This window comes from Streptomyces sp. NPDC037013 (genome assembly GCF_055607265.1).
Genome location: NZ_JBVJRV010000007.1, coordinates 1 through 22,728, shown reverse-complemented (window position 1 = coordinate 22,728; position 22,728 = coordinate 1). Strand labels below are relative to the sequence as shown.

Below are 22,728 nucleotides of genomic sequence, written 5' to 3'. Positions count from 1 at the left end.
GCATGTCAGGCGCGTACGACGGTGCGTCAGGCGGTCACGACATCCTCCGCGCCGTCGGGGGCGGTGGCGGCCGCGCACCGGGCGGCGTGCATCGGCATCTCGGTCAGGCCGGGGTAGTAGACGTGCAGGCTGACGGCGGGTTCCAGGGAGTCGTTGACGACCTCGTGGACATAGCCGGGCGCGAAGACGCGCTGCGCGCCGGCGCCGAGCGCCCGCGTGCCCCGTCCGGTGTGTTCGGTCAGCTCGCCGGCGAGGACGGTGAGGACGCCGGAGGAGCGGCCGTGGTCGTGCCGGCCGCTGCCCTGGCCGGGCACCCAGGAGAGCAGCCACACCTCGTAGCCGGGCCCCGTGCGCAGGCGGTGGTACCAGCGGCTGGTGGCGTCGTACTGGACGAGGGGGGCCCACTGGGCGCGGTCGGCGGCGATGGCGCGGGCGAGGCCGACGAACTCGGCCACGGTGGCGGGGTGCTCGCGGGCGGGCTGCAGGAGGTGGGGGACCTCGAGGAGGTCGCCGGCGATCTGGAGGTCGCTGTCGCTGTTCATCGTGCGGTGGTTCCTCAACGTAAGAGTGCTGGGGTGTCGCGAAGAAGGGTGGAGCGCAGAGAGGCTTGACCAGCCATGGCTGGGTGGAGAGGCGGAGCGGGAGAAGCGGCTCTACAGCTGGAGTGGACTCAACAGCTGGAGCAGGAACAGCGACAGCGCGCGTGGGCAGCACCGATGGACCCGCTGGTGCGGGTCATCGAAAGAGCCAGGTTCGCGAGCATGCCCACCAGAAGAGCGGGTTACACCTTCAGTGTCAACTCCATGTCCGGTATGTGGGAGATGTTTCACCTCATCCGGTTCTTCTGTCAGGCGAAAGGTTTGTGCAGCCGACTCTCGGGACACATGGCGCAGCAACCGGCTCTCAAACATCGTCGTCCTCCCTAGTGAGACCCGAGGGGTCCTCTGGTGGGCGAACGTTCGGCGGGGCGTCGGACGGGTCATCGACGGTGTCATGGTTTATGCCGATTTGAACACTTTCCGCATAGCCTTGGTTCCGCAGAGTGAATAAGGGGCCCAATAGCAGATCTCGGCTTGACTGGCCCGGATCGGCACACTTGTAATTTCACTCGTGTCGTTCAGCCGAAATCGGTAACGGCAGCACCACGGGGACGCACAGACAGACGAGGGGCGCACATGACCGAGCTGGTTCAGGAACTGCTGGTCGAGGACGCGGACGAGGAACTCGGCTGGCAGGAGCGCGCGCTGTGCGCCCAGACCGACCCCGAGTCCTTCTTCCCCGAGAAGGGCGGCTCCACGCGCGAGGCCAAGAAGGTCTGCCTCGCCTGTGAGGTCCGCTCGGAATGCCTCGAATACGCGCTCGCGAACGACGAGAGATTCGGTATCTGGGGCGGCCTGTCGGAGCGCGAGCGGCGCCGGCTGAAGAAGGCCGCGGTCTGAGCACGGACGCCCGCGCCGACGCCCGCGTCCGCGCCCGCGTACGGAAGAGACGTACGCGAAGGCCGAAGGCAGTACGAAGGAAGCACGTGAAGGACCCGGACCCCGACTGCGCGTGCCGCCCGGCCAATTCGGCACACACCTCCCTCAACCGATGCGCGACGAACGGCCCGTCACCCGTGGGTTATCCACAGGCGGCGGGCCGTCCCCATGCCAGCCGTTAGTGTGGGGCCCCGTCCGAGACGCCCGGCGCCCCCGCGGGGGCGCAGGCGTCCACCGCAGTCCATCGAACCGGGGCCCGTACCTCGATGTCCGTGCACAGCCATTCGGCAGCCCGTCACCACGACGCTGCCGCCCCTGAGTTCCCGCGGCACGTCGTGACCGCCGTCCTCGTCTCCCACGACGGCGCCCGCTGGCTGCCCGACGCCCTGGCCGGGCTCCTCGGCCAGGAGCGCCCCGTGCAGGACGCGGTGGCCGCGGACACCGGCAGCGCGGACGACTCCGCCCGCCTGGTCACCGACGCCCTCGGCGCCGACCGCGTGCTGCACCTCGCCCGCCGCTCCGGCTTCGGCACCGCCGTCGACGAGGCCGTCCGCGCCGCCCCGGTGCTCACCCCCGAAGAGCTCCCGTACCTGAAGCGCCCCAGCGGCTGGGATCCGGTCAGCCGCAGCTGGCGCGACGACGCGTACGACCTGCCCGACCTGCCGCACGGCGACCCCGTGCAGTGGCTCTGGCTGCTGCACGACGACTGCGCGCCCGACCCCGACGCCCTCACCGAACTGCTCCGCGTCGTCGAGAACGAACACGAGCTCGGCAAGGACGTCGCCGTCGTCGGCCCCAAGCTCCGCGGTTGGTACGACCGCAGGCAGCTCCTCGAGGTCGGCGTCTCCATCGCTAACAGCGGCCGCCGCTGGACCGGCCTCGACCGGCGCGAACAGGACCAGGGCCAGCACGACCACGTACGGCCCGTACTCTCCGTCTCCACCGCAGGCATGCTCATCCGCCGCGACGTCTACGAACAGCTCGGCGGCTTCGACCGCCGCCTGCCGCTGATGCGCGACGACGTCGACCTGTGCTGGCGCGCGCACGCCGCGGGCCACCGCGTCCTCGTCGCCCCCGACGCCGTCGTGCGGCACGCCGAGGCCTCCTCCCGCGAGCGCCGCACCGTCGACTGCGTCGGCCGCACGGCGACCTCGCCGCACCGCGTGGACAAGGCCGGCGCCACCTACACCCTGCTCGTCAACGCCCGTACGGCCGTGCTGCCCTGGGTCCTCTTCCGGATCGTCGTCGGCACCCTCCTGCGCACCGTCGCCTACCTCGTCGGCAAGGCGCCGGGACAGGCCCTCGACGAGATCGCCGGCCTGCTGGCGACCGCGCTGCGCCCCGGCCGGATCCTCTCCGCCCGCAAACAGCGCGGCAAACCCCTGCCCGACGCCGGCGAGATGCGCCCCCTGTTCCCGCCGCCCGGCGCGACCGTGCGGGCCACCGTCGAACAGACCGCGGGCAGCCTCTTCGGCACCACCGACGCCGAGGCGCCCGCGGGCGCCGGACGGCACGGCGCCGTCGAGTCCGGACCCGGCGGCGACGACGCCGACTTCCTGGAGATCGAACAGTTCGCCCGCCTCAAGCGCATCGCCCGCAAGCCGGGACCGGTGCTCTTCGTGGTGCTGCTCTTCGCCTCGCTCATCGCCTGCCGCGCCCTGCTCGGCACCGGCGCGCTCGCGGGCGGCGCCCTGCTGCCCGCCCCCGCCGACTCCTCCGAGCTGTGGGCCCGTTACCTGGACGGCTGGCACCCCGTCGGCACCGGCGGCACCCAGGGCGCCCCGCCCTACCTCGCGCTCGTCGCCGGCCTGGCCACCCTCCTCTTCGGCTCCACCGGGCTCGCGGTCACCGTCCTCCTCGTCGGCTCCGTGCCCCTGGCCGGCTTCACCGCGTACTTCGCCTCACGCCCGCTCGTCACCTCGCGCCTGCTGCGCGCCTGGGCGTCGGTCGCGTACGCCTTCCTGCCCGCCACCACCGGCGCGCTCGCGGGCGGCCGGCTCGGCACCGCGGTCCTCGCCGTCCTGCTGCCGCTCATCGTGCGCGCGGGCATCGCGGCGAGCGGCCTCGCCTCTTCGCGGGGCACCCGCGGCACCTGGCGCGCCACCTGGGCGTACGCCCTGCTGCTGACCCTCGCCACGGCTTTCACGCCGATCGTCTGGCCGATCGCCCTGGTGCTCGGCCTCGCCCTGCTCGTGGTGCGCCGCGGCGACATCACCGCGTACGGCCTGCGCTTCCTCGCCGCGCTCGGCACCCCGCTGCTCGTCCTCGCGCCGTGGTCCCTGACCCTGCTGCCGTTCGGCTTCTTCCGGGAAGCGGGCCTGGAGTTCGGCTCCGGCTCGGCCTCCGCCCTCGACCTGCTCGGCGCCGGTCCCGGCGGCCCCGGCACCGTCCACGGGCTGCTGCTCATCGGCATCGTCCTCGCCGCGCTCGGCGCCCTGCTGCGCACCGAACGGCAGCGCGCCGTCCGCACGGCCTGGACCGCCGCCCTGGTCTCCCTGGTCTTCGCCGTCCTGTCGAACGACTCGGCCTGGGCAGGACCGGCCACCCTCGGCTACGGCATCGCGATCCTCGCCGCCGCCGCGCTCGGCGCCGACGGGGCACGCTCGCGCGTCGCCGAGCAGAGCTTCGGCTGGCGGCAGCCGGTGGCCGCGCTCATCGCGTTCGCCGCGGCCGCCGGACCGCTGCTCGTGGCGGCGGGCTGGATGATCGGCGGCGCCGACGGCCCCCTGGAGCGGCGCGACCCCGTGCAGGTGCCCGCCTTCGTCGCGGAGGAGAGCGGCACGGAGGACCAGGCCCGCACGCTCGTCCTGGGCAGCGACACGGCCGCCAAGGTCTCCTACACGCTGGTACGGGGCTCCGGCGGCCGGCTCGGCGACGCCGAACTCGCCGCGGCGGCCGCCGAGGACGAGCGGCTCGACAAGATCGTCGCCCGTCTCGTCGCCGGTTCCGGCGCGGACCAGGCCGACCAGCTCGGCGGCTTCGCGGTCCGCTACGTCCTCGTACGCGACGGCGCGCCCCGCCAGATGAGCCGCACCCTGGACGCGACCCCGGGCCTGACCCGGCTCAGCCAGGAGGACGGCAGCGCCTTGTGGCGCGTGGACCGGCAGGTGTCGCGGGCGGCCGTCATCCCTAAGAGCGGCGACCCGGAGCCCGTCGCGGCCGGACCCGTCGAGCTGCACACGAAGATCGACTCCGGTGACGAGGGTCGCGTCCTGCGGCTCGCCGACTCGGCCGACCCGGGCTGGACGGCCACCCTCGACGGCCACCCGCTGCCCCGCACCACGGTCGACGGCTGGGCGCAGGGCTTCGAACTGCCCACCGCCGGCGGCCACCTGGACGTCACCTTCGACGCCCCGCTGACCCACACCGCCTGGCTCTGGGCGCAGGGCGCGCTCGCCGTCGTCCTGGTGGTGCTCGCCCTGCCGGGCCGCCGCCGCGACGTCGACGACGACCTCCCCGATGAGCCCGTCGTCCCGGCCCAGCCCGTCGAGGGCGAGGGCCGCAGGGCGCGCAGGCTGCGGGCCCAGAGCGAGCAGGCGGCGCAGGAGGCGGGCCAGGACGTACCGCCTCCTCCTTCGGAGGAGGCCCTCGCCGCCGTGCCGCAGCAGCAGTCGCAGCCCTACGACGAGTGGGAGGCCCCGGCCCGCGCGGGCGCCGACCAGGGCGCGTACGGCGCGGGCCGGCAGTACCAGGGCGGCCAGTACCCGCCCGGTGCGTACGAGCAGCCGTCGTACCCCCAGACCCCCGACCCCCAAGACCCCTACCAGGCCGGCCAGTACGACCCGTACGCGTCCTACGGCGGGGCGGGCGGCGCCTTCGGGGGCGAGCAGTACGGCGGTGACCAGTACGACGGCGACCAGTACGGCGAGCAGCAGTACGGGCAGTCGTACGACTCCTCATACGACCAGCAGCAGCCCCCGATGCCGCCGCCGCCCCCGCGACCGCCCCACGGCACCGACAGCGAGCGCCCCGACGGGAGCCAGCAGTGAACCGCACCACCCAGTCCCTGATCGCCGTGGTCGTCGCGCTCGGCGCCGTCACCGGGTTCGCCGCGTTCGGCGGCACGGACGGCACCGGCGACGACGGGACCGGGGCCGCGGCGCGCCAGCCCGTCGAGCGCACCAGCCTGCTCTGCCCGGTGCCCAGCGGCTCCGACCTCGCCGAGACCGCGTACACCGCCTTCACCCCCAAGGGGAGCGGCAGCGAGACCAAGGGCAAGGCGGAACTGCTCCCCGTCACCAAGGCGTTGACCGACGCGCCCAAGGAGGACGGCAGGAAGACCAAGCCCTTCCTCACCCAGAAGACGCCGGGCGTGCCCGTCGAGGGCGAGGAGTCGGGGGCCGAGGCGCCCGCGCTCATCGGCACGGCCGACGGCGGGTTCGCGCCCGGCTGGACCGTGCAGCAGACCACGACGTACGCGGCGGGCAGCGGCCGCGGCATGCAGGGCACCAACTGCACGGCGCCCGACACGGACTTCTGGTTCCCTGGCACGAGCACCGCCAAAGGCCGCAGCGACTACATCCACCTGACCAACCCGGACGACTCGGCGGCCGTCGTCGACGTGCAGCTGTTCGGGCCCGAGGGTGAGGTCACCTCCGAGGTGGGCGACTCGATCCAGGTCCAGCCGCACTCCAGTGTCCCGGTGCTGCTCTCCACGCTCGCGGACAAGCGGTACACGAACCTCACGATGCACGTCACCGCGCGCAGCGGCCGGGTCGCGGCCGCCGTGCAGTCCTCCGACGAGAAGCTGGGCGGCGACTGGCTGCCCGCCGCCGCCGACCCCGCGCCGGCCCTCGTCCTGCCCGGTATCCCGAAGGACGCGACCTCGGTGCGCCTCATCGCGTACGCGCCGGGGGCCGAGGACGCCGACCTCAAGGTCCAGCTGGCCTCGCCGACGGGCACGATCACCCCGGCCGGTCACGAGAACCTGCACGTGAAGTCCGGCATGACCGCCGCCGTCGACCTGGGGGACGTCACCAAGGGCGAGGCCGGCTCACTGCTCCTGACGCCGACCGACGGGCCGGTGCCCGTCGTGGCGGCGCTGCGCGTCACCCGCGGCAAGGGCTCCCATCAGGAGACGGCGTTCATCCCGGCCACGGGCGAGGTGGGCACGCGCGCGACGGCCGCCGGCAGCCGGGCCAAGGGCACGACGCTGTCGCTGGCCGCCCCGGGGAAGTCGGCGAAGGTGAAGGTCACCGCGTCGGCGGGCACCGGGGGCGGGGAGCCGGCCACGAAGACGTACACGGTCAGGGGCGGCACGACCCTGGCGATCGACGATCCGCCGGTGCCCGCCGGGCTCAAGGGCTCCTACGCGCTCACGGTGGAGCCGCTCTCGGGCGGCCCGGTCTACGCCTCGCGGACGCTCGCGCGCCAGGAGGAGGGCGTCCCGATGTTCACCGTCCAGACGCTGCCGGACGACCGGGGGACGGTCGAGGTGCCGAAGGCGGAACGGGACCTGGCGGTGCTTCAGAAGTGACGGCGGCTCAGGGGCGGGGCGGGCGGGCCGGGTGACGGTGGCTCTGTCATCACGCCCCGCGCGGGGGAGCGGGGCGGGGAGCGGGGCTCAGTCCTCGTCCCCGTAGCGCGGGTCCACCGACTCGGGGGAGAGGCCGAGCAGCTCGGCGACCTGCTCGACGACGACCTCGTGCACGAGCGCCGCGCGCTCCTCGCGCCCCTTGGTGCGGATCTCCACCGGGCGGCGGTAGATGACGACGCGCGCGGGCCGGCCCTCGGACGCGGTGATCGTGCCGCCCAGCGGCACCACCTCGTCCTGCCACTCCCCGTCGGGCCGCCCCAGCGGAGGCACCTCGAGGACCATGAACTCGATCTCCGTGAGCTGCGGCCACCGCCGCTCCAGACGCTCGACGGAGTCCTGCACGAGGTCGGTGAAGGCCTCGCCGCGGCTCGCGGAGAGCGGGACCTGCGGCGGCGCCACGGGGCCGCGCATGCCTCTGCCGTGGCGGTCGCGGCGGCGGGGCCTCGGTTCCGCGGAACGGGGCTGTACGGGGTCGTCCATCACTGATGAAGCGTAGTCCCCGAGATCGCCCTTTCCGCGCGGTGCGCGACATGTCGCTTCCTGACCGTTCCAGCCGAGCTTGGACTCAATTCCGTATCTCTCCGGGACCGTCGATCTCACGCCGAATGACGTGATCCGCACCATGTGGCGACCGGATTCGACACTGTCCGCCCTTGTGCCCACTGGGGTCCGCGCAGGTCAACGAGGTGTCCGCCGGACACCGCGGCGGGCGGGGCGGGCGACGACACGGTGGAGTGACCTCGTGGAGAGTCGTCGCGGCCCGCTCAAGAGTGCGGTACCGTCCAACGTCGTGAGCCCTGTACGTCGCTGTTCGCGCACCGCTTGCGGCCGTCCCGCCGTCGCGACGCTGACGTACGTCTACGCCGACTCGACCGCGGTCCTCGGCCCCCTCGCCACCTACGCCGAACCCCACTGCTACGACCTGTGCGCCGAGCACTCCGAGCGCCTCACCGCACCCCGCGGCTGGGACGTCGTCCGGCTCGCCGACGCCTCGGGTCCGGCCCGCCCCTCCGGCGACGACCTCGAAGCACTGGCCAACGCCGTGCGCGAGGCGGCCCGTCCGCAGGAACGCACCGCCGAGGCGGGCGGGGGCGGCGCGCGCTCGGCGGACCCGATGGAGGTCGCACGCCGCGGCCATCTGCGGGTCCTGCGGTCGCCTGACTCCTGACGCGACCCGCGCCGGCCCGCCCGCACCCGGCAATCCTGAACCCGCCATCCGGGCCCGCCCATCCGGAATTCCGGCGCGGCCTCACCGGATCCTCTCCCTCCCACGCATTGACGGGCGTTTGTTGAGGACATGACGATTTCGCCATCCCATCGCCAGGGAGGCGCCCCGTGTTCGTGCAGCAACTGGAACCCGTCGCCGGCTCGCTCGGCCTCTCCGCACTCGTCGCGACCCTGCCCCTCCTGACCGTCCTCGTCCTCCTCGGCGCCGTCCGGATGAAGGCGCACCGGGCAGGACTCATCGGCCTCGCCGCCGCCGTCCTCGTCGCCTGGCTCGCCTACGACATGCCGCTCGGCGAGACCGCGTCCGGCGCCGCGCAAGGGGCCCTCTTCGGACTCTTCCCCATCCTGTGGATCGTCATCAACGCCCTGTGGGTGTACCGCATGACCGTCCGCACCCGGCACTTCGACGTCCTGCGCCGCTCCTTCGGCCGGCTCTCCGACGACCCCCGCATCCAGGCCCTCGTCGTGGCCTTCTGCTTCGGAGCCCTCCTCGAAGCCCTCGCCGGCTTCGGGGCGCCCGTCGCGATCAGCGCGGTCATGCTCGTCGCCCTCGGCTTCGACCCGGTGCGCGCCGCCGTCGTCTCCCTCGTCGCCAACACCGCCCCCGTCGCCTTCGGCGCCATGGCCACCCCCGTGGTGACGCTGGCCCAGGTGACAAACCTTCCGCTGGACACCGTCGCCACCGTCGTCGGCCGCCAGACACCGCTGCTCGCCCTCGTCGTGCCGCTGCTCCTGGTCGCCCTCGTCGACGGGCGGCGCGGGCTGCGCGAGACCTGGGTGCCCGCGCTGGCCTGCGGAACCGCCTTCGCCGTCGCCCAGTTCGCCGCCTCCAACCACCTCTCCGCCCAGCTCGCCGACATCGGCGCCGCCCTCGCGGGCGCGGGCGCCCTGATGGCCGTGCCCCGCGCCCGCAGGCCCGCCGCCGAGCCCGTCCGCGCCGCGGTCCTCACCGGCGTACGCAGCGAAGACCTCGACCACGCCGACCCGCGCCCCGACGTGCTGCGCGCCTACGCCCCGTACGCCCTGATCGTCGCCGACTTCTCCCTCGCCCAGATCCCCGCCGTCAAGGACCTCCTCGCCGAGGCGACACGCACCTTCGACTGGCCCTTCCTCGACGTCGCCGACCCCTCGGGGGACCCCGTCGGCGGCAACGTCTTCTCCCTGCCGCTCGCCTCGACCGGCGGGACGCTCGTGCTCCTCGCCGGCCTCGGCACCGCCGCCGTCATCGGGGTGCACGCGCGCGTGGCGGTACGGGAATGGGCCGCCACCATCCACGAACTGCGCCACGCGATCCTCACCGTCACCTCCGTGCTCGCCCTCGCCCATGTCATGAACCTCTCCGGGCAGGCCGCCACGATCGGCCACTACATAGCGGCCGCCGGCGCCGGGCTCGCCTTCCTCTCCCCGGTGCTCGGCTGGTTCGGCGTCGCGGTCTCCGGCTCCGACACCTCGTCCAACGCCCTCTTCGGCGCCCTCCAGGTGACGGCGGCCCAGCAGTCCGGGCTCTCCCCGGAACTCCTCGCCGCCGCCAACAGCTCGGGCGGCGTCCTCGGCAAGATGATCTCCCCGCAGAACCTGACGATCGCCTGCGCCGCCGTCGGACTCGCGGGCAAGGAAGGCGACCTGCTGCGCAAGGTGCTGCCCTGGAGCCTCGGACTGCTCCTGGTGATGTGCCTGATCGTGGTGGGGCAGAGCACCGCCGTCCTCGGCTGGATGCTGCCGTGAGTGTGCGGCGCCGGCGCCGGGGTACCGGCACTCCGGTGACGCCCGGCCCCTCGTCGGTGCCAGCGGGTAGCTTTGTGCTGACCGCGGAGGGCTCTCCGTACTCGCTGAACTCGCAGAACCTGCAGAGAGGGTTGGCCGTGACTGCTGATCTGTCCCAGATCGTGAAGGCGTACGACGTCCGCGGGGTGGTCCCGGACCAGTGGGACGAGTCGCTCGCCGAGCTCTTCGGAGCGGCCTTCGCACAGGTCACGATGGCGGACGCGATCGTCGTCGGGCACGACATGCGCCCCTCGTCGCCGGGACTGTCGCGCGCCTTCGCCCGCGGCGCGGCCGCCCGCGGCGTCGACGTCACCGAGATCGGCCTCTGCTCGACGGACCAGCTGTACTACGCCTCCGGGGCGCTGGACCTGCCCGGCGCCATGTTCACGGCCTCGCACAACCCCGCCCAGTACAACGGCATCAAGATGTGCCGCGCCGGCGCCGCCCCCGTCGGCCAGGACACCGGCCTCGCCGAGATCCGCGCCCTCGTCGAGGGCTGGCTGCGCACCGGCACCCCCGAGCCCGCCGACACCGCCGGCACCCTCACCCGCCGCGACACCCTCACCGACTACGCCGCCCACCTGCGCGGCCTCGTCGACATCACCGCCGGCCGCCCCCTCAAGGTCGTCGTGGACGCGGGCAACGGCATGGGCGGCCACACCGTCCCCACCGTCTTCGACGGCCTGCCCCTCCAGCTCGTGCCCATGTACTTCGAGCTGGACGGCACCTTCCCCAACCACGAGGCCAACCCCCTGGACCCGGCCAACATCGTCGACCTCCAGCAGCGGGTGCGCGAGGAGGGCGCCGACCTCGGCATCGCCTTCGACGGCGACGCGGACCGCTGCTTCGTCGTCGACGAGAACGGCGACCCGGTCTCCCCGTCCGCGATCACCGCCCTGGTCGCCTCCCGCGAGCTCGCCAAGCACGGCGGCAAGGGCACCGTCATCCACAACCTCATCACCTCCTGGTCCGTCCCCGAGGTCGTGAAGGAGAACGGCGGCACACCGGTACGCACGCGCGTGGGCCACTCCTTCATCAAGGCGGAGATGGCAAGGACCGGTGCGATCTTCGGTGGCGAGCACTCCGCGCACTACTACTTCAAGGACTTCTGGAACGCCGACACGGGCATGCTCGCCGCCCTCCACGTCCTCGCGGCCCTGGGCGGCCAGGAAGGCACGCTCTCCGCCCTCGTCGCCCAGTACGACCGCTACGCCGGCTCCGGCGAGATCAACTCCACGGTCGACGACCAGACCGCCCGCCTCGCCGCTATCAAGACCGCGTACGACGGCCGGGACGGCGTGACTCTCGACGAGCTCGACGGCCTCACCGTGACCGCCGCCGACTGGTGGTTCAACGTACGCGCGTCGAACACCGAGCCGCTCCTGCGCCTCAACGTGGAGGCACGCGACGAGGCGACCATGGCCAAGGTCCGCGACGAAGCCCTGGCGATCATCCGCGGCTGACCCGCAGCCACCCCCGAGGAGCCGCCCACCGGCTCCTCGGGACCCCCGCGCCGCGCCCCGCACGGAGGTAGGCTGACCAGGCCGCATCCCGCACCGCGGCGGCGCGGCAGCACACCGGAACACCCGCTCGAAGACGCCGTCACATCCGCTCGCAGACGTCAGCACACCACCGCCTGGACGTCACCACTTCAGCTCGAAGGGACCACCCCATGCCGCTCGAAGCCGGCCTCCTGGAGATCCTCGCCTGCCCGGCCTGCCACGCCCCCCTCAAGGAGACGGACACCGAGCTGATCTGCACGGCGGACGCCAAGGAGTGCGGCCTCGCCTACCCGGTCCGCGACGGCATCCCCGTCCTCCTGGTCGACGAGGCCCGCCGCCCCGCGTAACAGCAGGACGCGGCACCCGCAGGAAACCGTGCACGGCGATCGGAGGCCTGACCCCCATGCTCGACGAGTCGCTGCTAGACGCCCCAGAGGCGCTGGCCCGCGCCGACCGCCGCGGACTGCTGCGCGGCGCGGCGGAGGCGGGCGCCCGCGTCCGCACCGCCGTCCGGCACGCCGCTGAGGCGGGACTGACGGAACTGAAGCCCGACGGACGGCCCCGCGCCGTCCTCGTCGCCGGACCGGGCACCGCGGCCGCCTGCGTCGCCGACCTCCTCGACGCCCTCGCGGGCACCGGCTGCCCCGTCATCCGCCTCGCCCCCACCGGCGTCGCCCCCGCAGCGGGCGCCCTGCGCTGGACGCTGCCCGGCTGGACCGGCCCCGTCGACCTGCTGCTCATCGCCACCCCCGACGGCACCGAACCGGGCCTCTCCCTCCTCGCCGAACAGGCCTACCGCCGCGGCTGCACCGTCGTCGCCGCCGCCCCCGCCCGCACCCCGCTCGCCGAGAGCGTCGAGGGCAGCCACGGCCTCACCGTCCCCATGGCCGCCTCGCCGTACGGCGCGTACGAAGGCACGCACGACGGCACCGACCGCGAATCCTCCTCGTACGAGGCGCGCCGCGTCGAGGACGAGGCCGCACCCGGCGCACCCGGCACCCTGTGGGCCCTCCTCGTCCCGCTCCTCGTGCTGCTTGACCGCACCGGGCTGCTCACCGCCCCCGCCGAGACCCTGCAGAAGGTCGCCGACCGCCTCGACCACGTCGCGGAACGCTGCGGCCCCGCCATCGCGACCTACAGCAACCCCGCCAAGACGCTCGCCGCCGAACTCGCCGACGCGCTCCCGCTCATCTGGACCGAGGGCCGGGCCGCCGGCGCCGCGGGCCGCCGCTTCGCCGCCACCCTCGCCGAACTGGCCGGACACGCCGCCCTCGCCGCCGAGCTGCCCGAGGCACTGCCCGCGCACGGCGCCCTCCTCGCGGGCAACCCGGCGGGCGGCGACGACGCCGACGACTTCTTCCGCGACCGCGTCGACGACCCGGCCGCCCTTCGCGCGCGCGTCGTGCTGCTCCGCGACAGCCCGGTGGACGCCGGCGGCCTCACCGCGGCCCCCGCCGCCCGCGAACTCGCGCACGGCCACGACATCGCCATCAGCGAGCTGGAGCCGGAGAGCGGCGACGAACTGGAAGCGCTCGCCGAGCTGATCGCCGTCACGGATTTCGCCGCCGTTTACCTGGCGCTCGCCGCCGGGGACCGATCATGACCCCGCGGGCCGCACCCCCACCGCCCGCACCGGCAGCAGATCAGTATTCGCGTACGTAAGGGAGCCCCCCTCCGTGGACCGCCTCAGCAACACCATCCGCCCCTACGCCTGGGGATCCACCACCGCCATCGCCCGCCTCACCGGCGCCGAACCGACCGGTGAGCCCCAGGCCGAGATGTGGATGGGCGCCCACCCGGGCGCGCCCTCACGCACCGCACGCGGCCCGCTGAACGAGGTCATCGACGCCGACCCGGAGCGCGAACTGGGCCCGGCGGCCGTCCACAAATTCGGCCCCCGGCTGCCCTTCCTCCTCAAGATCCTCGCCGCCGGAGCCCCCCTCTCCCTCCAGGTCCACCCCGACCTCGCCCAGGCCAAACAGGGGTACGAGGACGAGGAGCGCCGCGGCGTCCCGATCGACGCCCCGCACCGCAACTACAAGGACGCCAACCACAAGCCCGAGCTGATCTGCGCCCTCACGCCGTTCTCCGGGCTCTGCGGCTTCCGCGCGCCCGCCGAGACCGCCGACCTCCTGGCCGCCCTGGACGTCGACTCCCTCAAGCCGTACGTCGACCTCCTGCACGCCCGCCCCGAAGAGGCCGCCCTGCGCGAGGTCCTGACGGCCGTGCTCACCGCCGACCCCGAACAGATGGCCGAGACCGTCACCGAGGTCACCGCCGCCGCCCAGCGGATCGGCGGCGCCCACGAGCCGTACGCCGCCATCGCCCACCACTACCCCGGCGATCCCGGCGTCATCGCGGCGATGCTCCTCAATCACGTACGACTGCAACCCGGCGAAGCCCTGTTCCTCGGCGCCGGCGTCCCGCACGCCTACCTCGACGGCCTCGGCGTCGAGATCATGGCCAACAGCGACAACGTCCTGCGCTGCGGCCTGACCCCCAAACACGTCGACGTCCCCGAACTCCTGCGCATCGTCCGCTTCGAGGCGACCGACCCCGGAATCCTGCGCCCGGAGGCCACACCCGCCGGCGAAGAGGTCTACGACACCCCGATCGACGAATTCCGCCTCTCCCGCTTCGTCCTGCCGGAGGGCGCGGCACCGGCGGACCTCACCACCGCCACCCCGCAGATCCTGCTCTGCACGGCGGGCTCGGTCCGGGCCGGCGAACTGACCCTCACCCCCGGGCAGTCCGCGTTCGTCCCCGCCGGAGAAAAGAGCGAACTGTCCGGGTCCGGCACGGTTTTCCGGGCCTCTGTGGTGGCCTGACGGCCCACCACTCCCGCGTGCTGCAACAATGACCCACCGCAAAGGGCGGGCAAAGCACGGCCCGCAGGCGACGGCCGAGAACACACGAAGGCGAAGGGACCCCGGGCACACATGAGCGCGTCAGGCGGAACAAAGGCGATTGTCGCGGCACTCGGCGCGAACCTCGCGATCGCGGTGGCGAAATTCGTCGCGTTCATCTTCAGCGGCTCGTCCTCGATGCTCGCCGAGAGCGTCCACTCCCTCGCCGACTCCGGCAACCAGGGACTGCTGCTCCTCGGCGGCAAGAAGGCCCAGCGCGAGGCCACCCCGCAACACCCCTTCGGCTACGGCCGCGAGCGCTACATCTACGCCTTCCTCGTCTCCATCGTCCTCTTCACGGTCGGCGGCATGTTCGCGATCTACGAGGGCTACGAGAAGATCAAGGACCCGCACGAGCTGGAGCACTGGTACTGGCCGGTCGGGGTCCTGCTGTTCGCGATCATCGCGGAGGGCTTCTCCTTCCGGACCGCCATCAAGGAGTCCAACGAGACGCGCGGCAAGCTCACCTGGACGCAGTTCGTCCGCCGCGCCAAGGCCCCCGAACTCCCCGTCGTCCTCCTCGAGGACCTCGGCGCGCTGGTCGGCCTCGTCCTCGCCCTCGGCGGCGTCGGCCTCGCCCTCGCCACCGGCAACGGCGTCTGGGACGGCATCGGCACCCTCTGCATCGGCACCCTCCTCATCCTGATCGCCATCGTCCTGGCCGCGGAGACCAAGTCGCTGCTGCTCGGCGAGGCCGCGGGCACCGAAGAGGTCACCAAGATCGAGCAGGCCCTCGTCGACGGCGACACGGTCACCAAGGTCATCCACATGCGCACGCTCCACCTCGGCCCCGAGGAGCTGCTCGTCGCCGCCAAGGTCGCCGTCCAGCACGACGACACCGCCGCCGAGGTCGCCTCCGCGATCAACGCCGCGGAGGAGCGCATCCGCGCCGCGGTCCCGATCGCCCGCGTCATCTACCTCGAACCGGACATCTTCAGCGAGAGCGCGGCGGCCGCGGGCGAGAACCCCGCGAAGTCGCCCGGCGGCCACTGACCCGCCCCGCCCCGGAGACGCCGACGGGCCCCGCACCTTTCCGGTGCGGGGCCCGTCGACGTCAACGGACGGGACAGCGGCCGACGGCAAGCGGTCAGCGCACCTCGCGCAGCACGTCGAGGACGGCGGCGTCGTCCGGCGCCGACTCCAGCCGCTCCCGGAAGCCGGTGTCCATCAGCTTGCGCGAGAGCAGCGCCAGGATCCGCAGATGCTCGTCCCCCGCGGCGGCCTCCGGTACCGAGATCATGAAGATCAGCTTGGCCTTCGTACCGTCGAGAGCACCCCATTCGATGCCCTCGGGGGACCGGGCGAACCCGACGACCGGCGAGTCCACGGCATCGGTCTTGGCGTGCGGGATGGCGATCTCCTCACCCAGCCCGGTGGTGCCCTGCGCCTCACGCCGCAGCGCGGTCCGCACCAGCTCCTCCACATCGTTGACCTTGCCGGTGGTGGCGAGCAGCGCGGCCATCTCGCGGATCGCCGCCTCCTTGTCACCGGCGGCAAGGCGGACCTTCACGGTCTGGCGGGTGAGATAGCCGGAGAGGACTTCGCCGTCGTCGTCGTTGTCCTCGCTGGGGGTGGGCACGGAGGCCGGGGAGGGGGACGCGACAGGCGCCGTCGCGGCAGCCGCAGCCGATCCCTCGCGGGGGCCGCCCGCCGCGATGGCCGCACCGCTCGCGTTGGCCCCGACCCCCGCGAGCACCGGCTCGGGCGCACCGGGCGCACCGGGCGCACCGGCCCCGCCGGGCACGTCGGCCGGAGCGGCCCCGCGCCGCCTGCGCTCGCTGATGTCGACCAGCGTCACGGTGGTCAGCGCCGTGACGACCGCACCGATGGCGAGGGCGATGAAGAACATCGGTACGCCCCCGACCGCGCCCAGCACCGCCACGATCGGCCCACCGTGCGGGACGGCGTCCTTGACACTCGCCATGCCCGCGATGGCACCGGCGACGGCGCCGCCGAGCATGTTGGCGGGGATGACCTGCGCGGGCCGCGCCGCGGCGAACGGGATCGCGCCCTCCGAGATCCCGAAGAAGCCCATGAACAACGACGCGAGCCCGGTCTCCCGTTCCTGCTCGGTGTAGAGCCGCTTGCGGATCAGCGTCGCGAGCCCCTGGCCGAGCGGCATGACCGGAATGGCGGCGGCGCACATGCCCATGACGGTCTGGTTGCCGGTCGCGATGAGCCCGGCACCGAAGAGGAACGCCGTCTTGTTGACCGGCCCGCCCATGTCGAACGCGATCATCAGTCCGAGGATCGCGCCGAGCAGGATCGCGCTCGTCCCCGTCATCCCGCTGAGCCAGCTCGTCAGATGCTCGAAGACCCACGAGATCGGCTTTCCGATGACGTAGATGAAGAAGAGCCCGAGCGCCGTCGTCGCGACGATCGGGATCACGATGATCGGCATGATCGGCTGGACGAACTTCGGGACCTTGACCTTCTTGATCCACAGCACCAGATAACCGGCCAGGAAGCCGGTGACGATGGCCCCGATGAAGCCGGCGCCCGCCTTGGAGTCGTACAGCTCACCGGTGTTGGCGATCCACCCGCCGATCATGCCCGGCACCAGCGCGGGCCGGTCCCCGATCGCGTAGGCGATGTATCCCGACAGGATCGGCACCATCAGCGTGAACCCGATGACACCGATCTGGTTCACGTGCATCCAGAACGAGCCGTCCGGAATGACGAGCCCGCCCTTGGGGTCGGTGTGCCCGCCGAGCGAGAGCGAGATGGCGATCAGCAGACCACCGACCACCACGAACGGAATCATGTACGAGACGCCGTTCATCAGCGCCTTGTACGCGACGCTCCGCTCCCGGCCGCCACCACCGGCACCACTGCCACCGGCGGGCGCCTGCCCGGCCGGACCGCCGCCCGCGCCACCGCCGTGCACCGGCGCACTCCGCACCCGCTCGATCAGCCGCTCGGGGTTGCTGATGCCCTCGGAGACCCCGACGGACAGCACGCGCTTACCGGCGAACCGGCTGCGGTCCACGTCCTTGTCGGCTGCGATGATGATGCCGTCGGCTTCTCTGACATCGTTGTCAGAAAGGACGTTCTCGGCCCCGATGGAGCCCTGCGTCTCCACCTTCATGTCGATGCCGAGGCGCTCCGCCGCCTGCGAGAGCTTCTCGGCCGCCATGTACGTGTGAGCGATACCGGTCGGACAGGCGGTCACCGCGAGCAGCTTCAGCCTTCTCTGCCCGCTACTGGCCCCGCCTATGGGGGGATCGGCCGGACTGGTCACGTGGATCTCCTTACGCCTTCGCCGAACAAGATCGCGCATATGTTCCCGATCTCAAGGCATCCTGCAACACATAAGCGCAGGATCAAAAGCGCAAAGGTCCCATATCGTCCAGGTCTGACGACCTATCCACCAGACATGGAGTGCACGACCGCGGGCTGGGGCTCGCTGGGCCGATCGGTGTAGCTTGGAGACCGAGCCAGACGTCGCTGCTGATGGCGGTCGGGCGGTCCCCGCACGGACTGTCCGAGGGAGAGAGGGCCTCCGACGGACTGCGCTGCGCGCGTCTGTGCACCCTGGTGCCCGACGCCGCAGGTCAGCCATGTCCACCCTCGACCCAACCACGAGGAGCAGCTCACTCATGACTCTCATCAACGGCAAGGACTTCAAGGTCGCCGACCTCTCCCTCGCCGCCTTCGGCCGCAAGGAGATCACCCTCGCCGAGCACGAGATGCCCGGCCTGATGGCGATCCGCCGGGAGTTCGCGGCCAGCCAGCCGCTCGCCGGCGCCCGCATCATGGGCTCGCTGCACATGACCGTGCAGACCGCCGTGCTCATCGAGACCCTGGTGGCCCTCGGCGCCGAGGTGCGCTGGGTCTCCTGCAACATCTTCTCCACCCAGGACCACGCCGCCGCGGCCATCGCCGTCGGCCCGAACGGCACCCCGGAAGACCCGCAGGGCATCCCGGTCTTCGCCTGGAAGGGCGAGACCCTCGAGGAGTACTGGTGGTGCACGGAGCAGGCGCTGACCTGGCCGAACACCCCCACCGGCGGCCCGAACATGATCCTGGACGACGGTGGCGACGCCACCCTCCTCGTCCACAAGGGCGTCGAGTACGAGAAGGCCGGCAAGGTCCCCTCCGTCGACACCGCCGAGAACGACGAGCACCGCGTCATCCTGGAGCTCCTCAACCGCACCATCACCGAGGGCTCGCAGAAGTGGACCCAGCTCGCCTCGGAGATCCGCGGCGTGACCGAGGAGACCACCACCGGCGTGCACCGTCTCTACGAGATGCAGCGCGACGGCGTCCTCCTCTTCCCGGCGATCAACGTGAACGACGCCGTGACGAAGTCGAAGTTCGACAACAAGTACGGCTGCCGCCACTCGCTCATCGACGGCATCAACCGCGCCACCGACGTCCTCATCGGCGGCAAGACCGCCGTCGTCTGCGGCTACGGCGACGTGGGCAAGGGCTGCGCGGAGTCCCTGCGCGGCCAGGGCGCCCGCGTGATCGTCACCGAGATCGACCCGATCTGCGCGCTCCAGGCGGCGATGGACGGCTACCAGGTCACCACCCTGGACGAGGTCGTCGAGACGGCCGACATCTTCATCACCACCACGGGCAACAAGGACATCATCATGGCCTCCGACATGGCCAAGATGAAGCACCAGGCGATCGTGGGCAACATCGGCCACTTCGACAACGAGATCGACATGGCCGGCCTGGCCGCGATCCCGGGCATCGTCAAGGACGAGGTCAAGCCGCAGGTGCACACCTGGACCTTCCCCGACGGCAAGGTCCTGATCGTGCTCTCCGAGGGCCGCCTGCTGAACCTGGGCAACGCGACGGGCCACCCGTCCTTCGTGATGTCCAACTCGTTCGCGGACCAGACGCTTGCCCAGATCGAGCTCTTCACCAAGCAGGAGGAGTACCCGACCGACGTCTACGTGCTGCCCAAGCACCTGGACGAGAAGGTCGCCCGTCTCCACCTCGACTCGCTCGGCGTGAAGCTGACCACGCTCCGCCCCGAGCAGGCCGCCTACATCGGCGTAGAGGTCGAGGGCCCGTTCAAGCCCGACCACTACCGATACTGACGGCCGCGGGCCGACCGGTCCGCCGGTCGCCGCCCGGCATCACTTCAGCAGGCCCTCGCCCCCGCGGCGGGGGCCTGCCCCGTTACGGTGACGCGACACCGAACACCCGGCACGCGAAGCCAAGACCGCGCACCCCGAACGAAGCTCAGCGCAGGAACCCGACCGAGGACCAGGATCCAAGCCCATGCCCCGCGGCCGCTATTCGCTCCACGATCCACACGATCACACCCCCCTCGGCGAGGAACACTTCCACTGCGCGCCCGGCCCCTCCGGCTGGCGCTACGTCTCCCAACGCACCACCCCCACCGGCACCCCCGCGGGCTCCGTCGACCTCGCACTCGACGACCGTGGCCGCCCCATCCGCCTCGAACTCCGCGCCGGCGACTGGCAGGTCCGCGCGGGCGCCCTCAACGGCGTCACCTGGGTCCGCACCGACCCCACCGGCGCACACGCCACCGAAGACAACGCCCCTGCCCACGCCTTCACCGGCACGTCCCCCGCCTTCCTCGTCGCGACGGCCCGGCTCCTGCGCCTGACCCCCGCTTCCCCCGCGACCCGGATCCGCCTGGTCGCCTTCACGGACCCGGTCCTCGCCCCCCGCACCCTCGACCAGTCCTGGGCCCTGCTGAAAAGCGAAGCACACCCCACTGACAACGGCCCCCTGACCGTGGACGAATACCAGGTCACAGCCCTGGACACCGGTGAACAGCACGCCGTCCACATCACCGGCGACGTAGTCCTCGCGGCCCCCGGCATCGAGCTGGAACACCTCGAAACCCCACCGTCGACCTTCACGTGACCGGCCCCGCTCAGGCAGGCGGCACGAACCCCGTCGCCGACGAGGAGCCCCCGGCCTCGGCCCCGGAGTCCTCGGCTCCGGAGTCAGTGGGACCAGCCCCAGCCGCAGCCGCAGCCCCAGCCCCCGGCGCATGGTCAGCAGGGAACGGGAACGGGAACGGAAACGGCACCGCCCCACCCCCAGAACCCGAACCCCCCACCCCACCAAAGGCCCGCCGAGCGTCCCGTTCCTGACGCTCGTGCACGACGGCCGCCAGGTAGGCGGCGGGCGGAACCCCGTACGGCGCGGGCGCCCCGGTCCGCTCCACCAGGTCACCGGCGAGCCGCTCGGCCATCGCCCAGCCCACCTGCGGGTCGAGCTGCCCCATGCGCGTGAGGTACTGCCGTATCGCCAGCCAGAGCCCCTCGGGCACGCCGGACAGATCCAGCCCGGCGAACTGCCCCGCCAGCCAGGGCGGAGTCGGCGGAAGGGCCACCGTCCGCCCCACCGGCACCCGCTCCCGTACGACCAGCGTCCCCGCGAACACGTCCCCGAGCCGCCGCCCACGGGCCGACACCAGCGACGCGATGCACGCCACCACCCCGAACGTCAGCAGGATCTCGACGACCCCGACGGCCCCCCGGACCAGCGCGTGCCGGAACCGGATCGGCCCCCCGTCGTCCCGCACCACCCGCAGCCCGCACGCCAGCTTCCCCAGCGACCGCCCATGGCTGAGCGTCTCCACCGCGATCGGCCCGCCGATCAGCACGAGCACGAAACCGGCGACCGCGATCGCGGCAGCGGCCGCGTCGTCCAGCGACGAGGTGGAGGCGAGGACCGCGATCGTCACCACCAGATAGACCGTCCACGCCACCACCAGGTCGATCAGCACGGCCAGCGCCCGGCTCGGCAGCTTCGCGGGACGCATCTCCAGCGCCACCGCCTCACCCGTCACAAGCTCACTCACGCCCGCCGCCCTTCCCCGCCCTGCCGTATGACTGGCCAGTCTGCCAAGCTGAACAATCACGCGCCGCAGTACGAGGAGCAGTCATCCGATGGACCTCGACGTCTTCGTGTCCGCCCACCGAGCCGAGTGGGACCGACTGGACGCCCTGCTGCGCCGCCGGCGCCGCCTCGACGGCGCCGAGGCCGACGAGCTCGTGGCCCTCTACCAACGCACCGCCACCCACCTCTCCCTGATCCAGTCCAGCGCGCCGGACCCGCAGCTCATGGGCCGCCTCACGCAGCTGGTGGCCCGCGCGCGCAGCGCCGTGACCGGCACCCGGCAAGCGTCCTGGCGGGACGTGACCCGCTTCCTGGCCCACGGTTTCCCGGCCGCGGTCTACCGGTCCCGTCGCTGGTGGATACCGACCGCCCTGCTCTCCACGGTCCTGGCGGCCGTCATCGGCTGGTGGGTCGCCACCCACCCCGAGGTGCAGTCCTCGATCGCCGCCCCCAGCGACCTCCGGGAGATGACACGTCCGGGCGGGGAGTACGAGACGTACTACTCGAGCCACCCCGCCGCCTCCTTCGCCGCCCAGGTGTGGACGAACAACGCCCAGGCCGCCGCGATGTGCCTCGTCCTGGGCGCCTTTCTCTGCTTTCCCGTCATATGGATCCTCTTCCAGAACATGCTCAACCTCGGCGTCGGCATGGGCCTGATGTCCTCGGCCGGCCGCCTCGACACCTTCCTCGGCCTGGTCCTGCCGCACGGCCTCCTGGAACTGACGGCCGTGTTCGTGGCCGCCGGCACAGGCCTGCGGCTCGGCTGGACGGTCATCGACCCGGGCCCCCGCACCCGCAGGTCCGCCCTGGCGGAAGAGGGGCGCTCCGCCCTGGGCATGGCCGTCGGCCTGGCCCTCGTCCTCTTCGTCTCGGGTGCCATCGAAGGCTTCGTCACCCCGTCGGGCCTGCCGACCTGGGCCCGCATCACCATCGGAGTCGGCGCCGAACTCGCCTTCCTCGTGTACGTCTACGTCCTGGGCGGCAGGGCGGCCCGAGCAGGCGAGACGGGCGACCTCGACCAGCACGAACGCAGCGCGTCGGTCCCCCTCGCAGCGTGATGTGCGTCGGGCCCCCGTCACCTGCTAGTCTCCTTCTCGCCCCGGAAAAGCCGTTGACACGGCAGGAACGGGGAGGTAGATTCGAACAGTTGCCTAGAGCTGGACAGAGTCCAGTGGCGGCAGTTAACATCTGCTTGCTTCTCGAATTTCATCGATAAGAGAAGCCGCCCCGATTAATCGGAATCCGAAGCCGGTAAGACCGGCCGAAAACTTCTGATAAAGTCGGATCAGCCGAAAGGCAAAGGCCCTCCAACGGCCACCGGAAATGAAATCCGAACCGGGAACGGAACGGAAAACGGATCTGGTAAGGTTGGAAACACGAAATACCGAAGGGAAGCGCCCGGAGGAAAGCCCGTGAGGGTGAGTACAAAGGAAGCGTCCGTTCCTTGAGAACTCAACAGCGTGCCAAAAGTCAACGCC

18 protein-coding genes are annotated in these 22,728 nt (G+C 72.1%); 13 read left to right on the top strand and 5 right to left on the bottom strand.

From position 1 onward, the window contains the following. Positions 1-26: 26 nt before the first annotated feature. The gene (locus ACZ7DY_RS25570) at positions 27-542 is read right to left on the bottom strand and encodes a cysteine dioxygenase (RefSeq protein WP_471138746.1); all 516 of its coding nucleotides are present in this window, start codon (positions 540-542) and stop codon (positions 27-29) included. A gap of 633 nt (positions 543-1,175) precedes the next feature. Between ACZ7DY_RS25570 and ACZ7DY_RS25565 the strand changes: the two genes are divergently transcribed. From ACZ7DY_RS25565 to ACZ7DY_RS25555, 3 genes are all read left to right on the top strand, one after another. After that, positions 1,176-1,439: a WhiB family transcriptional regulator gene (locus ACZ7DY_RS25565; RefSeq protein WP_016642094.1), complete on the top strand. Its 264-nt coding sequence runs from the start codon at positions 1,176-1,178 to the stop codon at positions 1,437-1,439. Between the two features lie 305 nt (positions 1,440-1,744). Continuing rightward, a complete protein-coding gene (locus tag ACZ7DY_RS25560) occupies positions 1,745-5,467 on the top strand; it encodes a glycosyltransferase family 2 protein (RefSeq protein ID WP_471138744.1) in 3,723 nt (1,240 codons plus the stop codon). After that, a complete protein-coding gene (locus ACZ7DY_RS25555; protein ID WP_471138742.1) occupies positions 5,464-6,954 on the top strand; it encodes a DUF5719 family protein in 1,491 nt (496 codons plus the stop codon). The genes ACZ7DY_RS25560 and ACZ7DY_RS25555 overlap by 4 nt, the downstream gene beginning before the upstream one ends. Before the next feature lie 87 nt (positions 6,955-7,041). Here the strand turns inward: ACZ7DY_RS25555 and ACZ7DY_RS25550 are convergent, their stop codons facing one another. Then, entirely contained in the window at positions 7,042-7,494 is a 453-nt protein-coding gene (locus tag ACZ7DY_RS25550; RefSeq protein ID WP_471138740.1) for a metallopeptidase family protein, read from the bottom strand. 262 nt (positions 7,495-7,756) lie between these two features. Here ACZ7DY_RS25550 and ACZ7DY_RS25545 point away from each other — a divergent pair, with 262 nt between their 5' ends. The 7 genes from ACZ7DY_RS25545 (at position 7,757) to ACZ7DY_RS25515 (ending at position 15,406) form a co-directional block, all read left to right on the top strand. Beyond that, the gene (locus ACZ7DY_RS25545) at positions 7,757-8,182 is read left to right on the top strand and encodes a DUF3499 domain-containing protein (RefSeq protein WP_471138738.1); all 426 of its coding nucleotides are present in this window, start codon (positions 7,757-7,759) and stop codon (positions 8,180-8,182) included. A gap of 167 nt (positions 8,183-8,349) precedes the next feature. After that, the gene (locus ACZ7DY_RS25540) at positions 8,350-9,966 is read left to right on the top strand and encodes an L-lactate permease (RefSeq protein ID WP_471138735.1); all 1,617 of its coding nucleotides are present in this window, start codon (positions 8,350-8,352) and stop codon (positions 9,964-9,966) included. Positions 9,967-10,103: 137 nt separating this feature from the next. Next, positions 10,104-11,468, top strand: a complete 1,365-nt coding sequence (locus ACZ7DY_RS25535; protein WP_471138734.1) for a phosphomannomutase/phosphoglucomutase — start codon at positions 10,104-10,106, stop codon at positions 11,466-11,468. Between the two features lie 209 nt (positions 11,469-11,677). Beyond that, a complete protein-coding gene (locus ACZ7DY_RS25530; protein WP_098242904.1) occupies positions 11,678-11,854 on the top strand; it encodes a Trm112 family protein in 177 nt (58 codons plus the stop codon). A gap of 56 nt (positions 11,855-11,910) precedes the next feature. Then, a complete protein-coding gene (locus ACZ7DY_RS25525) occupies positions 11,911-13,110 on the top strand; it encodes an SIS domain-containing protein (protein WP_471138732.1) in 1,200 nt (399 codons plus the stop codon). A gap of 73 nt (positions 13,111-13,183) precedes the next feature. Then, positions 13,184-14,335 (top strand): mannose-6-phosphate isomerase, class I, encoded by a 1,152-nt coding sequence (gene manA, locus ACZ7DY_RS25520; protein ID WP_471138730.1) that lies wholly within the window; start codon positions 13,184-13,186, stop codon positions 14,333-14,335. A gap of 111 nt (positions 14,336-14,446) precedes the next feature. Beyond that, positions 14,447-15,406 (top strand): cation diffusion facilitator family transporter, encoded by a 960-nt coding sequence (locus ACZ7DY_RS25515; protein ID WP_471138727.1) that lies wholly within the window; start codon positions 14,447-14,449, stop codon positions 15,404-15,406. A gap of 94 nt (positions 15,407-15,500) precedes the next feature. Here ACZ7DY_RS25515 and ACZ7DY_RS25510 read toward each other — a convergent pair whose 3' ends face one another. After that, positions 15,501-17,654: a fructose-specific PTS transporter subunit EIIC gene (locus tag ACZ7DY_RS25510; protein ID WP_471138726.1), complete on the bottom strand. Its 2,154-nt coding sequence runs from the start codon at positions 17,652-17,654 to the stop codon at positions 15,501-15,503. 358 nt (positions 17,655-18,012) lie between these two features. On the opposite strand from ACZ7DY_RS25510, the gene ahcY reads away from it, so the two are divergent. After that, the gene (gene ahcY / locus ACZ7DY_RS25505; RefSeq protein WP_471138725.1) at positions 18,013-19,467 is read left to right on the top strand and encodes an adenosylhomocysteinase; all 1,455 of its coding nucleotides are present in this window, start codon (positions 18,013-18,015) and stop codon (positions 19,465-19,467) included. A gap of 184 nt (positions 19,468-19,651) precedes the next feature. Continuing rightward, entirely contained in the window at positions 19,652-20,266 is a 615-nt protein-coding gene (locus tag ACZ7DY_RS25500) for a hypothetical protein (protein ID WP_471138724.1), read from the top strand. 10 nt (positions 20,267-20,276) lie between these two features. Here ACZ7DY_RS25500 and ACZ7DY_RS25495 read toward each other — a convergent pair whose 3' ends face one another. Then, positions 20,277-21,212 carry an RDD family protein gene (locus ACZ7DY_RS25495; protein ID WP_471138722.1) on the bottom strand — a complete coding sequence of 312 codons (936 nt, stop codon included), beginning with the start codon at positions 21,210-21,212 and terminating at the stop codon, positions 20,277-20,279. Positions 21,213-21,300: 88 nt separating this feature from the next. Between ACZ7DY_RS25495 and ACZ7DY_RS25490 the strand changes: the two genes are divergently transcribed. Continuing rightward, complete coding sequence (locus tag ACZ7DY_RS25490; protein ID WP_471138720.1) at positions 21,301-22,308, top strand: stage II sporulation protein M; 1,008 nt, start codon at positions 21,301-21,303, stop codon at positions 22,306-22,308. Between the two features lie 227 nt (positions 22,309-22,535). Here the strand turns inward: ACZ7DY_RS25490 and ACZ7DY_RS25485 are convergent. Then, positions 22,536-22,728 (bottom strand): hypothetical protein (locus ACZ7DY_RS25485; protein ID WP_471138719.1); only part of this gene is annotated, 193 nt, incomplete at its 5' end.